12 protein-coding genes are annotated in these 13100 nt (G+C 71.8%); 6 read left to right on the top strand and 6 right to left on the bottom strand.

What is annotated here, in order from left to right:
- The first annotated feature begins 12 nt into the window (after positions 1-12).
- Positions 13-1035 carry an acyl-CoA desaturase gene (locus tag ACFVFQ_RS32960; protein WP_383423162.1) on the top strand — a complete coding sequence of 341 codons (1023 nt, stop codon included), beginning with the start codon at positions 13-15 and terminating at the stop codon, positions 1033-1035.
- A 7-nt stretch (positions 1036-1042) separates the two neighbouring features.
- On the top strand, positions 1043-1744 hold the full coding sequence (locus tag ACFVFQ_RS32955) for a TetR family transcriptional regulator (protein WP_383423160.1): 702 nt from the start codon (positions 1043-1045) through the stop codon (positions 1742-1744).
- Between the two features lie 404 nt (positions 1745-2148).
- Here the strand turns inward: ACFVFQ_RS32955 and ACFVFQ_RS32950 are convergent, their stop codons facing one another.
- Both ACFVFQ_RS32950 and ACFVFQ_RS32945 read right to left on the bottom strand, forming a co-directional pair.
- Positions 2149-2292, bottom strand: a complete 144-nt coding sequence (locus tag ACFVFQ_RS32950; protein WP_383423158.1) for a hypothetical protein — start codon at positions 2290-2292, stop codon at positions 2149-2151.
- A 6-nt stretch (positions 2293-2298) separates the two neighbouring features.
- Positions 2299-3123 carry a trans-aconitate 2-methyltransferase gene (locus ACFVFQ_RS32945; RefSeq protein ID WP_383423156.1) on the bottom strand — a complete coding sequence of 275 codons (825 nt, stop codon included), beginning with the start codon at positions 3121-3123 and terminating at the stop codon, positions 2299-2301.
- 195 nt (positions 3124-3318) lie between these two features.
- Between ACFVFQ_RS32945 and ACFVFQ_RS32940 the strand changes: the two genes are divergently transcribed.
- The 3 genes from ACFVFQ_RS32940 (at position 3319) to ACFVFQ_RS32930 (ending at position 6741) form a co-directional block, all read left to right on the top strand.
- Positions 3319-3816, top strand: coding sequence for a MarR family winged helix-turn-helix transcriptional regulator (locus tag ACFVFQ_RS32940; protein ID WP_274915306.1), 498 nt, complete (start codon positions 3319-3321; stop codon positions 3814-3816).
- Positions 3817-3878: 62 nt separating this feature from the next.
- Positions 3879-4652 carry an SDR family NAD(P)-dependent oxidoreductase gene (locus tag ACFVFQ_RS32935; protein WP_383423153.1) on the top strand — a complete coding sequence of 258 codons (774 nt, stop codon included), beginning with the start codon at positions 3879-3881 and terminating at the stop codon, positions 4650-4652.
- A 70-nt stretch (positions 4653-4722) separates the two neighbouring features.
- Positions 4723-6741, top strand: coding sequence for a beta-galactosidase (locus ACFVFQ_RS32930; RefSeq protein WP_383423151.1), 2019 nt, complete (start codon positions 4723-4725; stop codon positions 6739-6741).
- Between the two features lie 18 nt (positions 6742-6759).
- On the opposite strand, the gene ACFVFQ_RS32925 is transcribed toward ACFVFQ_RS32930, so the two are convergent.
- The 4 genes from ACFVFQ_RS32925 to galT all read right to left on the bottom strand — a co-directional run bounded on the left by ACFVFQ_RS32925 (position 6760) and on the right by galT (position 11137).
- Positions 6760-7542: a LuxR C-terminal-related transcriptional regulator gene (locus ACFVFQ_RS32925; protein ID WP_383423149.1), complete on the bottom strand. Its 783-nt coding sequence runs from the start codon at positions 7540-7542 to the stop codon at positions 6760-6762.
- Positions 7543-7790: 248 nt separating this feature from the next.
- Complete coding sequence (gene galK / locus ACFVFQ_RS32920; RefSeq protein ID WP_383423147.1) at positions 7791-8963, bottom strand: galactokinase; 1173 nt, start codon at positions 8961-8963, stop codon at positions 7791-7793.
- A gap of 81 nt (positions 8964-9044) precedes the next feature.
- The gene (galE, locus tag ACFVFQ_RS32915) at positions 9045-10094 is read right to left on the bottom strand and encodes a UDP-glucose 4-epimerase GalE (RefSeq protein ID WP_383423145.1); all 1050 of its coding nucleotides are present in this window, start codon (positions 10092-10094) and stop codon (positions 9045-9047) included.
- Entirely contained in the window at positions 10091-11137 is a 1047-nt protein-coding gene (gene galT / locus ACFVFQ_RS32910) for a galactose-1-phosphate uridylyltransferase (RefSeq protein ID WP_383423143.1), read from the bottom strand. Before galT ends, galE begins: the two co-directional genes overlap by 4 nt.
- 278 nt (positions 11138-11415) lie before the next feature.
- On the opposite strand from galT, the gene ACFVFQ_RS32905 reads away from it, so the two are divergent.
- Positions 11416-13083 (top strand): sodium:solute symporter family protein, encoded by a 1668-nt coding sequence (locus tag ACFVFQ_RS32905; RefSeq protein WP_383423141.1) that lies wholly within the window; start codon positions 11416-11418, stop codon positions 13081-13083.
- The last annotated feature ends 17 nt before the right edge of the window (positions 13084-13100 follow it).

The raw sequence follows: 13100 nt of genomic DNA, 5'->3' as shown, positions 1-13100 counted from the left end.
GAGGGACACCACATGACCGCTGGTCCCAAAGCCGTGGAAGAGTCGCCGATGCCGCTTGACGCGCCCGCCGGTTCCTCTGCCGCCTCCGCCGTGCCGTCCGCGACGCTCGGCGGTGAGCAGCGCAGATCCCTGGAACAGATCTCCCTGCTGTTGTTCATCATCGTGCCGTTCCTGGCCCTGGTCGCGGCGGTGCCGCTGGCCTGGGGCTGGGGCGTGAGCTGGTGGGACCTCGGTCTGCTGGTGGCGATGTACTTCATCGGTTGCCACGGCATCACCATCGGCTACCACCGGTACTTCACGCACGGCGCGTTCAAGGCGAAGCGTCCGCTGCGGATCGCGCTGGCGATCATGGGGTCGCTGGCGGTGGAGGGGCCGCTGGTCCGCTGGGTCGCCGATCACCGCAAGCACCACAAGTTCTCCGACGCGGAGGGCGATCCGCATTCGCCGTGGCGCTACGGCGAGACAGTGCCGGCCCTGCTGAAGGGCCTGTGGTGGGCACACATCGGCTGGATGTTCGACGAGGAGCAGACGCCGCAGCAGAAGTACGCGCCGGATCTGATCAAGGACCCGGCGATCCGTCGGGTCTCCCGCCAGTTCGTGCTGTGGACGGTGGTGTCGCTGCTGACGCCGCCGCTGGTGGGCGGGCTGGTGACCTGGTCGTGGCAGGGCGCCGTGACGGCGTTCTTCTGGGGCTCGCTGGTGCGGGTGGCGCTGCTGCACCACGTGACGTGGTCGATCAACTCCATTTGTCACGCGGTCGGCAAGCGGCCGTTCAAGTCCCGTGACCGCTCCGGCAACGTGTGGTGGCTGGCGGTGCTGTCGTGCGGTGAGTCCTGGCACAACCTGCACCACGCCGACCCGACCAGTGCCCGGCACGGGGTCATGAAGGGCCAGCTGGATTCCAGTGCCCGGCTGATCCGCTGGTTCGAGCGGGCGGGGTGGGCGTATGACGTGCGATGGCCGAGCGCGGCCCGGATCGACGCCCGGCGCAAGGACGGCGCCCGGGGCGAGGAGCAGGCCCCGCTGGGGGCATGATTGACGGGTGGCGATCGACAGCAGCGCGAGCAACGGCAGTAAGAGAAAGTCCTCGGGGGGCACCGCGTCCTCGTCCTCGGGTACCCGGCGGGCCCGCCGGGTGCGGATGACCGGTGCGGAGCGCCGTGAGCAGTTGCTGGACATCGGCCGCACGCTGTTCGCCGAGCGCGGCTACGAGGGCACGTCGGTGGAGGAGATCGCGGCGAAGGCCGGGGTCTCCAAGCCGGTGGTCTACGAGCACTTCGGCGGCAAGGAGGGGCTGTACGCGGTGGTCGTGGACCGCGAGATGCGGCAGCTGCTGGACATGGTGACCGGCGCGCTGACCGCCGGTCATCCGCGGGAGCTGCTGGAGCAGGCGGCGTTCGCGCTGCTCGACTACATCGAGACCTTCACGGACGGCTTCCGGATCCTGGTGCGGGATTCGCCGGTCGCGCAGTCGACGGGCACGTTCGCGTCGCTGATCAGCGACATCGCCACGCAGGTCGAGGACATCCTGGGCCTGGAGTTCAAGGCCCGGGGCTTCGATCCGAAGCTGGCGCCGCTGTATGCGCAGGCGCTGGTGGGGATGGTGGCGTTGACGGGGCAGTGGTGGGTCGACACCCGTAAGCCGAAGAAGGCGGAGGTGGCGGCGCACTTGGTGAACCTGGCGTGGCATGGGTTGGGGAACCTGGAGGCTCGGCCTCGGTTGATAGGGCATCGGAAGAGTTGACGCTTGGCCGCTGGGGGGTTCCCACGTTGGGGTGTTGGTGGGTTGGGTCTTCCGCCGGGCCCTGTGGGTTGGGGGTTGCGCGCCGTGGCGGCGGGGTGTTGTTTGTGGTCGGCCCGCGTTGTTGGCTGGCCGGTTTCGTGGTGGCTGGGGTTTTCGCGCCCACTCTTCGGTGGGTGGGGTCGGAGGGGCTGCCCCGGAGCCCGTCCTCGGTGCGGGCGCCTCTGGTGTGTAGATGAGGATTACCCGGGGCTTTGCTCCAGATCCTGCGGGCGGGCTCCGGGACATCCCCTCCGACCCGGCGCCGTGGGCGGCTTTCCCGCCGTCTCGGCTCGGCTGATGCTGATGCCGGCTACGCGGTCGCGTCCCAGGAGGGCGTTGCCAGGTGGTCGTTGAGTTTTCCGCCGCTACGGCGAGCAGCCCTCGTCGTCAGGGGTCGGCGGAATGGGGTCGTGGCGCGCCGCGCGGATCCGCGCCGGCCTCGAACCAGCAGCCTTCTCCTGCCTCCCCAGGCCGGCGGCGAGCTGGATGTGGTCGAGGCCGGTGCTCATGCGGAGCTATCGGCCGGCGGGTTTCCGGGCCACCGCGAAGATGCGGCGGAACGGGAAGACGGTGCCGTGCGGGCCGGTGGGGTAGGCGGCGCGGAGTGCGTCGCGGTATTGGGTGAGGAAGGCCTCACGGGCCTCCGGGTCGTTCTCCAGGACGGTGAGGACGGGGCGCAGGGCCGTGCCCTTGACCCAGTCGAGGACCGGGTCGTCGCCCTGGAGGAGTTGGACGTAGGTGGTCTCCCAGACGTCGGCGGTGCAGCCCAGGTCGGTGAGGCGGATGAGGTAGTCGGCGGGGTCGAGGATGTGGACGAAGCGGCGGCCGTGGCTGGTGAGGCGGTCGCGCCACTGGGGGGAGTCGCACAGTTCGCCGAGGAGGGCGTGGCTGGGCGAGGTGAAGTTGCCCGGGACCTGGAAGGCGAAGGTGCCGCCGGGGGTGAGCGCGTCGATCCAACGGGCGAAGGAATCGGGGTGGTTGGGGACCCATTGCAGGGCCGCGTTGGAGACGATCAGGTCGTAGGGCTCCTCCGGGGTCCAGTGGGTGGCGTCGGCGGTGGCGAAGTCGAGGTGACCGCCGCCGGGGGTCGGGCCCGCGTAGCTCTCGGCCTCCTTGAGCATGTCCGGAGAGTTGTCGAAGCCGGTGATGTGGGCGTCGGGCCAGCGGTCGGCGAGTTGGACGGTGACGTTGCCGGGGCCGCAGCCGAGGTCGGCGATGCGGGCGGGGCGGCCGGGGCGCGGGAGTTGCGGTATCCGGGCGATCAGGTCGTGGAACGGGCGGGTGCGATGTCCGGAGTGGTGGAGGTACTGCTGTGGGTCCCACGTCGGTGCGTCGTGCATGTTCGATAACCCCTTTGCTGGTGCAGGGCCGGGCACGGTTTTAGTTGTGGAGCGTTCCTATCGGTGGGCGGTCGAGTTCTGGCCATCTCTGGCGCTCGGGCCCACGATGCCCAAGAGTCCACGGAAATATATCTTCACGTAGAGATGCTTGATGTCAAGAGACTTAACATCGACAGACCCTTTACACTGATCGCCATGGAGGACGAGGTCGATCGACTGGTCGCAGCATGGCGCCGCGAGCGCCCGGACCTCGACGTGGAGCCGCTTGAGGTGCTCAGCCGCGTCTCCAGGCTGGCCAGACACCTCGACCGGGCCCGCCGTCTCGCGTTCGCCGAGGTCGGGCTGGAGCCCTGGGAATTCGATGTGCTGACCGCGCTGCGACGCGCCGGCGCCCCGTACCAACTCTCCCCCGGTGCCCTCTTGACCCAGACGCTGGTCACCTCCGGCACGATGACCAACCGCATCGACCGGCTCGCCAAGAAGGAACTGGTCGAGCGGCTTCCGGACCCCAGCGACCGGCGAGGAGTGCTGGTCAGGCTCACGGCCAAGGGGCGCGACAAGGCCGACGAGTCGCTGGCCGGGCTGCTCACGCAGGAGCGCGCCATCTTGGCCGAACTGTCACGGCAGCAGCGTCAGGAATTGGCCGGTCTTCTGCGTCGGTTGACCGGACCGTTTGACAACGTGCCGGTTTAGGACCGGGGTCGACACCCCGGGTCCTCTTGCCCGGTAGCCGTGGGGTGGGCTTTGATCGCGGGATGAGCCACCAGGAGACCGTGGGGCGACGGTTCGTTCGGCGGACGGTGCTGGTCACCGGCGCCGCCGGCGGCATCGGGGCGGCGACCGCGCACCGGTTGGCGGTCGAGGGCGCCGCGGTGCTGCTGCTGGACATCGACGACGCCCGCGGGGAGCGCACCGCGAGACGCATCCGGGCGGCCGGCGGCCGGGCCTCGTACGCGCACTGCGACGTGGCCGTCGAGGACGACTGGCGGCGGGCGGTCGAGGCGGCGCGCACCCGGTACGGGCCGGTGGACGGGCTGGTCTCCAACGCGTATCTGCCGCACGTGGCGCCGGCCGACCAGACCTCACCGGCCGAGTGGGACCGGCAGTTGGCGGTGAACCTGACCGGGGCGTTCCTGGGCGTGCGGGCCGCATTGGAGGACTTGCGGGCGCGCGGGGGCGCGGTGGTGCTCACGTCGTCGGTGCACGCGCTGGTGGGGTTGCCGGGACGGCCGGCGTATGCGGCGTCGAAGGCCGGACTGACCGGGCTCGGGCGGCAGTTGGCGGCGGAGTACGGGCCCGCGGTGCGGGTCAACTGCGTGCTGCCGGGGCCGGTGGAGACCGCCGCGTGGGACGGCATCGACGAGGAGCGGCGGCGGGCCAGCGCGGCGGAGACGGCGGCCGGGCGGCTGGGGCGGCCCGAGGAGGTCGCGGCGGCCATCGCGTTCCTGCTGTCCGGTGAGGCGTCGTTCGTCACCGGGGCGGGTTTGGTGGTCGACGGCGGGTGGAGCGTGTACAAGAACTCCTCGTGAGGCAGACCCTTGGGGGCGGCGCCCGTGGCGGTGCGCGGCGCCGGAATCCCACAGGCGACCAGGGGGTCCGATGGGCATCCGATTCGGCGGCGACTACAACCCCGAGCAGTGGCCCGAGGAGGTGTGGGCCGAGGACCTGGCGCTGATGAAGGCGGCCGGCGTCACCATGGTCACGGCCGGCATCTTCTCCTGGGCGAAGGTCGAACCGCGGCCGGGGGAATGGGACTTCGGGTGGTTCGACCGGGTGCTGGACGGGCTGGCCGGCGCCGGGATCGGGGTGTGCCTGGCGACCATGACCGCGTCGCCGCCGCCGTGGCTGAGCCACGCGCACCCGGAGGTGTTGCCGCAGGACGCCGAGGGGCGGCGGCGCTGGCCGGGCGCGCGGCAGCACTACTGCCCCTCCAGCCCCGTCTACCGGGCGTACGCGGTGCGGCTGGTGGAGGAGTTGGCGGCCCGGTACGCGGGCCATCCGGCGCTGGAGATGTGGCACGTGGGCAACGAGTACGGGTGCCACACCCGGCAGTGCTACTGCGACGTGTCCGCCAAGGACTTCCGGCGGTGGCTGCGGGAGCGCTACGGGAGCGTGGCGGCGCTCAACGACGCCTGGTCGACGGCGTTTTGGTCGCAGGGCTACGGGGACTTCGCCGAGGTGCTGCCGCCGCGGGCCGCGCCGACCTTCCCCAACCCGGCGCAGCAGCTGGACTATCTGCGGTTTTGCGATCAGGCGCTGCGGGAGTGCTATCTGGCCGAGCGGGAGGTGCTCACCCGGGTGACGCCGGGGGTGCCGGTGACGACGAACCTGATGCCGCAGCACAAGCCGGTGGACGCGTTCGGCTGGGCGCCGTCGATGGACGTGATGGCGCTGGACTTCTACCAGGACCCGCACGCGGCGGACGAGCACGTCCGGGCGGCCTATGTCTTCGACCTGATGCGTTCGGCGCGGGGCGGGCAGCCGTGGCTGCTGTTGGAGCAGGCGCCGGGGGCGGTCAACTGGCGGCCGAGGAACGGGCCGAAGCCGCCCGGCGCGATGCGGCTGTGGAGCTGGCAGGCGGTGGCGCAGGGCGCGGACGCGGTGCTGTTCTTCCAGTGGCGGCAATCGCGCGGCGGGGCGGAGAAGTTCCACTCGGCGATGGTGCCGCACGGCGGGAGAGACACCCGGATCTTCCGGGAAGTGTGCGAGCTGGGGCGGGAGTTGGCAGCGGTGCCGGGGATCGAGGGGACCCGGTCGCGGGCGTCGGTGGCGCTGCTGGCGGACTGGCAGAGCTGGTGGGCGCTGGAGCTGGACTCCCGGCCGTCCACGGCGCTTACCCACTCGCGGATCGCGCTGGACCACTACCGGCCGCTCTTCGAGGCGGGGGTGGCGTGCGACGTGGTGCCGCCGCAGGCCGAGCTCGCCGACTACCCGATGGTGGTGGTGCCCAACCTCTACCTGCTGACCGCCCGGGACGCGGCGCGGCTGACGGCGTATGTGCACGGCGGCGGGCACCTGGTGGTGTCGTTCTTCTCGGGCATCGTCGACGCCTGCGACCGGGTGCACCCGGGGGCGTATCCGGCGGTGCTGCGGGAGGTGTTGGGGCTGCGGGTGGCGGAGTTCTGGCCGCTGGCCGAGGGGCGGTCGGTGGCGGTCGGCGACGGGGCGCTGGCCGGGCGGGCGGACCTGTGGTCCGAGGAGATCGTGGTGGAGGGCGCCGAGGCGGTGGCGCGGTTCGTCGACGGCGAGTTGGCCGGCGGGCCGGCGGTGACCCGGCACGCGTACGGCCGGGGCGAGGCGTGGTACGTGGGCACCCGGCTGGAACCGGCGCTGCTGCGGGCCCTGTTGGACGGGGTGCGGGCGGCCGCCGGGGTGGCGCCGGTGCTGCCCGGGCTGCCGGCGGGGGTGCAGGCGGCGGTGCGGGAGGGCGCCGGCGGCCGGTACCTGTTCCTGCTCAACCACGGGAGCCGGGCGGTTCAGGTGGCGCTGCCTCAGCCGCTGGTGGACGCGAGGGAGCCCCGGGCGGCGGCGGTGACGCGGGTGACGCTGGCCGCCCGGGGAGTGGCGGTGCTGACCGGGCCGGGACCGGACGGGGACGGGGACGGCACGGTGGCGTGACCCGCCCGGGGGGCTGCCCTAGGGCATGGTGAGCGGCCCCGCCGTGGCCGGTTCGAGGTCGGCGGGGCCGACGCCGGCGCGGCGGGCCAGGGCGACCGCGGCGAGGGTGGAGTGCACGCCCAGCTTGCCGAGCACGTTCTGCATGTGGGTGCGGACGGTGTGCGGGGAGAGGAAGAGCCGTTCGGCGACGGCCTTGCGGCCCAGGCCCGCGACCATGCAGCGCAGCACCTCGCGTTCGCGCGGGGTCAGCGACTCCACCAACCGCTCGCTCTCGCTGCGGTGTTTGCGGGCCGCGGTCAGCTCCCGCAGGACGCCGGTGAGCAGCGCCGGCGGCAGATGCGTCTCCTCGCGCAGCACCCCGCGGATGACCGCGAGCAGCCGGGAGAGCGAGGAGTCCTTGGCGACCCAGCCGGAGGCGCCGGCGAGCAGCGCCGCGGCGGCCCGGCGCGGGTCGTCCCGGTCGGCGAGGACCACGGTGCGCAGGTACGGATGGCTGTTGCGCAGGACGGAGACGAGCGCGATGCCGTCGAGCGGGTGGCCGCGGGGCGGGCCCTCGCGGGGCACCCCGTCGCGGGCCGGTCCCTGGGGCGGCACGGCCATCAGCGGCGCGGCGAGGTCGGCGTCGGCGAGCAGGACGTCGAAGCGGCGGCCGTCCGCGGCGGCCCTTTCGAGGGTGCGGAGCGCCGCCGGGGCACTGCCCGCGGCGGCGACGTCCACATCCACTTCCGCGGCCAGCGCGGCCGCCAGGGATTCGGCGAAGATGCGGTGGTCGTCCACCACCAGGACCCGGATTCGTTGCACGCAAGACCCCCTGTCTCGGTGAACGGACCATAGCGGGCACGGCGCCCGGATTGAAGATCGCCTCCGGCCGTGCGGCGCGCGCCGCGGCCCGGGCCGCCCACCCCGGACGCGGTCCCGCACGGTCCCGCCCCCTGATCCGCGCCGACCCCCCGCCGACGCCTAAGCCAGCGTACGGACGGGGTGCGGAAGCGGAAGGCGATTGACGAAAGTGACGGGAGCAACGGGGGCGCACGGCCCGGCCGGTGGGCTCAGGGCGTCAGCCGGCGGGCGCCGGCGCCGGGGACGGCCGGGAAGACCCGCGGCGGGGTGTGGCCGGCGGCCGCGAACGCGGTGCGCAGCGCCTCGGTGACCGGCTCCGCGGCGGCCTCCTCGACCAGGACCAGCGCGGAGCCGCCGAAGCCGCCGCCGGTCATCCGGGCGCCCAGCGCGCCGGCCGCACAGGCGACCTCGACGGCGAGGTCGAGCTCGGGGCAGGAGATCCTGAAGTCGTCGCGGAGCGAGGCGTGTCCGGCGGTGAGGACGGGGCCGATGGCGCGGGGGCGGCCGGCGTCGAGGTGGGCGACGACCTGCTCGACGCGGTCGTTCTCGGTGACGATGTGTCGGACCAGGGCCCGCACGACCGGGTCGTCGGCCAGCTTTTCCAGGGCCTCGGGCAGAAGCGCGACGGGGATGTCGCGCAGGGCGCGCACTCCGAGCGCCCGCGCGCCCCGTTCGCATCCGGCGCGTCGCTCGGCGTATGCGCCGTCGCCGAGTTGGTGCCGGACGCGGGTGTCGACGACCAGGAGGCGCAGCCCCGCGGCCGCCAAATCGAACGGGACGTGGCGGTGGGTGAGGTCGCGGGTGTCGAGGAAGAGGGCGTGGCCGGCGGTGCAGCAGGCCGCGGCGGTCTGGTCCATGATTCCGCAGGGCACGCCGACGAAGGCGTTCTCGGCGCGCTGGGCCAGCCGGGCCAGTTCGGGGCGGGGCAGGCCCAGGCCGTAAAGGTCGTTCAGGGCCAGGGCGGTGGCGACTTCGAGGGCGGCGGAGGAGGAGAGTCCGGCGCCGAGCGGGACGGTGCTGGTGAAGTACAGGTCCGCGCCACCGATCCGGTGGCCCGCCTCGCGCAACGCCCAGGCGACGCCGGCGGGGTAGGCGGCCCAGCCGGCGTCCGGGGTGCGGTGGAGGGTGTCCAGGCGCAGCTCGACGGTGCCGCCGGCGGCGCCGTCGGAGGTCAGGCGGAGCAGGCCGTCGGTGCGGGGTGCGGCGGCGGCGAGGGTGGTGTGCGGGAGGGCCAGGGGCATCACGAAGCCGGCGTTGTAGTCGGTGTGTTCGCCGATGAGGTTGACGCGGCCGGGGGCGGCCCATACCCCGGCGGGGGCCGCGCCGTATTCCTGGCGGAAGGCCGCCGCGGATGGGGCTGCGCCGGGCGACGTGTCGTTCACGCGGGGTCCTTCGTGCGGTGGTTGTGGGGCCAGTGCGGGTGCGTGGGGGTGCCGCCAGGGATCGCCCTGGCGGGCTCGTCCTCAAACGCCGGACGGGCTGGAAATAGCGGACGCGTGGGAATTGGCAGACGGGCTGGAGAGGGCGGACGCGCTGGAGTCGCTGGAAATAGCGGGCCCGCTGGCGCGGTTGGCGAACTCCCAGGCGTCCGCGACGATCTGGTGCAGGTCGGGGCGGGTGGGGTGCCAGCCGAGGTGGGTGGTGGCGGTGTGCGCGGAGGCGACCAGGATGGCGGGGTCGCCGGGGCGGCGGGGGGCGGTGACCTCGGGGATCGGGTGGCCGGTGACCTTGCGGGCGGCCTCGATGACCTCGCGGACGGAGAAGCCGTTGCCGTTGCCGAGGTTGCAGATGAGGTGTTCGCCGGGGCGGGCCGCTCCGAGGGCGAGGAGGTGGGCCTCGGCGAGGTCGGCGACGTGGATGTAGTCGCGCACGCAGGTGCCGTCGGGGGTGGGGTAGTCCTCGCCGTAGACGGAGATCGCCTCGCGGCGGCCCTGGGCGACCTGGAGGACGAGCGGGATGAGGTGCGACTCCGGGTCGTGGCGCTCACCGCAACTGCCGTACGCGCCGGCGACGTTGAAGTAGCGCAGCGAGACGGCGGCCAGTCCGTGGGCGGTGGCCTCGCCGCTGATCATGTGGTCGACGGCCAGCTTGCTGGCGCCGTAGGGGGAGGTGGGGGCGGTGGGGTCGGTCTCGGTGATCGGGGTGCCGACCGGTTCGCCGTAGGTGGCGGCGGTGGAGGAGAAGACCAGGGTGCGCACGCCGGCGTCGCGCATCGCGGCCAGCAGGGCCATGCTGCCGCCGACGTTGTTCCGCCAGTACTTCTCGGGCTTGGCGACGGACTCACCGACCTGGGAGAACGCGGCGAAGTGCAGGACGGCGCGGTAGGAGTCGTCCACGTAGCGGGCGGCGTCGTGGAGGTCGCCCTCGATGAACGCGGCGCCGGCGGGGACGGCGTCGCCAAAGCCGGTGGAGAGGTTGTCGAGGACCGTGACCTCGTGGCCGGCCTCCAGCAGGTGCTGGGTCACCACGCTTCCCACGTAGCCCGCCCCGCCGGTCACCAGGTACTTGCTCATGGCGTGGTCGCCACCTCTCGCAGTCGTTCGGCCGCGGCTTCCGGCGGCACGTCGTTGATGAACACGTTCATGCCGGACTCGGAACCCGCGAGGAACTTCAGCTTGCCGGGAGTCCTGCGGATGGTGAAGAGCTCTAGGTGGAGGGCGAATTGGTCGCGGTCCGCGGCGTGCACGGGCGCCTGGTGCCAGGCGGAGATGTAGGGCGTCGGGTCCGCTTGCGGGCCGAAGATCCGGTCGAACCGGCGCAAGACTTCCAGGTAGATCTGTGGGAATTCTGTGCGCGCCGCCTCGTCGAGGGCGAGCAGGTCGGGGACCCGGCGCTTGGGGTAGAGGTGCACCTCGTAGGGCCAGTGGGCGGCGTAGGGGACGAAGGCCACCCAGTGTGCGCCGTCGAGGACGAGGCGGCGGCCGTCGGCGCGTTCGCGGGCGAGGACGTCGTCGAAGAGGTTGCGACCGGTGGCCGCGCGGTGGGCGGCCAGGGAGTCGAGCATCCGGGCGGTGCGCGGGGTGGTGAAGGGGTAGGCGTAGATCTGGCCGTGCGGGTGGCCGAGGGTGACGCCGATCTCGGCGCCGCGGTTCTCGAAGCAGAAGACCTGTGCCACGCCCGGGAGTTGGGACAGGGCGGCGGTGCGGTCGGTCCAGGCGGTGAGGACCAGGGCGGCCTGTTCCTCGGTGAGGTCGGCGAACGAGGCGTCGTGGTCGGGGGTGAAGCAGACCACCTCGCAGCGGCCGTGGTCGCCGGCGAGGGAGGGAAAGCGGTTCTCGAAGACGACGACGTCGTAGGAGTCGGCGGGGATCTCGGTGGGCCGGCCGGCGCGGGAGGGACACAGCGGGCAGGCGTCGACCGGCGGGTGGTAGGTGCGGCCCTGGCGGTGCGAGGCGATGGCGACGGCGTCGCCGAGGAGCGGGTCCGCGCGGATCTCGGAGGCGGTGGCGACCGGGTCGAGCGGGCGGGGGTCGACGGCGGTGCGGTCGGTGGCGCCGGAGGCGTCGTAGTAGATCAGCTCCCGGCCGTCCGCGAGCCGGGTCGTCGTCTTCTTCACCGGGAGCTCCTCATCATGGCGACCACACCACCCAAACAGAAACAAACACAATGAAGCACAACCCAACAGCATCGTCAACGCGGGATCGGGGGCGACTTCTCGGCCAGGCATAGCGGACTCAACCGGCAAATCGCCGCAGAATCAACACCGTTCAGCCATGATCAAACAACTGAATCAAACAAAACTATTCAGTTTTCGGTCGCCTGTGCGTACTTTTTTGTGCGTTCGCTTCGCGCACACCCCCGCGCACAACGCTGTGCTCCCGAAATGAGTCCCCCATGATCACTCTGGCCGAAGGGCTACGCCTCCCGACCAACGGGCTCGACTACACGATCCTGGCCCTCTACTTCGTCGTCGTCCTCGGCATCGGGTTCGCCGCCCGACGCAGCGTGAAGACGAGCCTGGACTTCTTCCTCTCCGGACGGTCGCTGCCCGCCTGGGTCACCGGCCTCGCCTTCGTCGCCGCCAACCTCGGCGCCACCGAGATCCTCGGGATGGCGGCGACCGGCGCCCAGTACGGCGTCGCCGTCGTCCACTGGTACTGGATCGGCGCCATCCCGGCCATGGTCTTCCTCGGCCTGGTCATGATGCCCTTCTACTACCGCTCCAAGGTCCGCTCGGTACCGGAGTTCCTGCTCCAGCGCTTCGACAAGTCCGCGCACCTGCTGAGCTCGGTCCTCTTCGCCTTCGCCGCCGTGCTGATCGCGGGCGTCAACCTCTACGCGCTGTCGATCGTCGTCGAGGCGCTGCTCGGCTGGCCGCAGTGGGTGGCCATCGTCGTCGCCGGGCTCTTCGTCCTCGCCTACATCACCATCGGCGGGCTCTCCTCGGCGATCTACAACGAGGTCCTCCAGTTCTTCGTGATCCTCGCCGCGCTCATCCCGCTGGCCGTCCTCGGCCTCAAGCGGGTCGGCGGCTGGGGCGGCCTGACCCACTCGCTCACCGCCTCGCACGGCCACAACTTCCTTACGGCCTGGGGCGGTACGGGCATAGGCCAGGCCAACCCGCTGGGCGCCAACTGGCTGACCATCGTCCTCGGTCTCGGCTTCGTGCTCTCCTTCGGCTACTGGACCACCAACTTCGCCGAGGTGCAGCGCGCACTGTCCGCCAAGAACCTCTCCGCCGCCCAACGCACCCCGCTCATCGCCGCGTTCCCGAAGATGTTCATCGTCTTCCTGGTGATGATCCCGGGGCTGGTCGCCGCCGTCCTCGTGCCGAAGATCGGCGCCCCGGGCGGCCTGCAGTACAACGACGCGATCCCCTACCTGATGCAGGAGTTGCTGCCCAACGGCGTGCTGGGCATCGCCGTCACCGGCCTGCTGGCCGCCTTCATGGCCGGCATGGCGGCCAACGTCTCGTCCTTCAACACCGTCTTCACCTACGACATCTGGGCCAAGTACGTGAAGCCGGGCCGGCCCGACGACTACTACCTGCGCTTCGGCCGGCTGATCACCGCGATCGGCGTGCTGGCCTCGATCGGCACCGCCTTCATCGCCTCGTCGTTCTCCAACATCATGGGCTACCTCCAGACCCTGTTCTCCTTCTTCAACGTGCCGATGTTCGTGGTCTTCATCATCGGGATGTGCTGGAAGCGGGCGTCGATGAAGTCCGGCGTCTGGGGCCTGCTCGCCGGCACCACCGCCGCGATGGTCAACTACTTCTGGATCTACAAGCAGGGCATCATCGCCATCCCCACCGACCAGGGCGCCAACTTCGTCTCCGCGATCGTCGGCTTCGTCGCCGGCGCGGTGGTGATGGTCGCCGTCACGCTCTTCACCGAGCCCAAGCCGGCGGCCGAACTGGCCGGACTGGTCTGGGGAACGACCGCGCCGGGCCTGGAAGAACCGCCCGCCAAGGGCGACGACGCCTGGTACCGCAAGCCCGCGCTGCTCGGCTGGGGCGCCGTCGCCCTCGCCGCGCTGTGCTACCTGCCCTACTCGCTCTGAACGAAGCCCCGGAGACC

It is taken from the genome of Streptomyces sp. NPDC057743, assembly GCF_042798755.1.
Taxonomy (GTDB): domain Bacteria; phylum Actinomycetota; class Actinomycetes; order Streptomycetales; family Streptomycetaceae; genus Streptomyces.
This window is presented reverse-complemented; position numbering and strand designations above follow the sequence as displayed.

Coding starts and splice junctions, on each gene's coding strand:
- ACFVFQ_RS32960 (WP_383423162.1), top strand. CDS start 13: ATGACCGCTGGTCCCAAAGCCGTGGAAGAGTCGCCGATGCCGCTTGAC.
- ACFVFQ_RS32950 (WP_383423158.1), bottom strand. CDS start 2,292: ATGAGCACCGGCCTCGACCACATCCAGCTCGCCGCCGGCCTGGGGAGG.
- ACFVFQ_RS32945 (WP_383423156.1), bottom strand. CDS start 3,123: ATGCACGACGCACCGACGTGGGACCCACAGCAGTACCTCCACCACTCC.
- ACFVFQ_RS32940 (WP_274915306.1), top strand. CDS start 3,319: ATGGAGGACGAGGTCGATCGACTGGTCGCAGCATGGCGCCGCGAGCGC.
- ACFVFQ_RS32935 (WP_383423153.1), top strand. CDS start 3,879: ATGAGCCACCAGGAGACCGTGGGGCGACGGTTCGTTCGGCGGACGGTG.
- ACFVFQ_RS32930 (WP_383423151.1), top strand. CDS start 4,723: ATGGGCATCCGATTCGGCGGCGACTACAACCCCGAGCAGTGGCCCGAG.
- galE (WP_383423145.1), bottom strand. CDS start 10,094: ATGAGCAAGTACCTGGTGACCGGCGGGGCGGGCTACGTGGGAAGCGTG.
- ACFVFQ_RS32905 (WP_383423141.1), top strand. CDS start 11,416: ATGATCACTCTGGCCGAAGGGCTACGCCTCCCGACCAACGGGCTCGAC.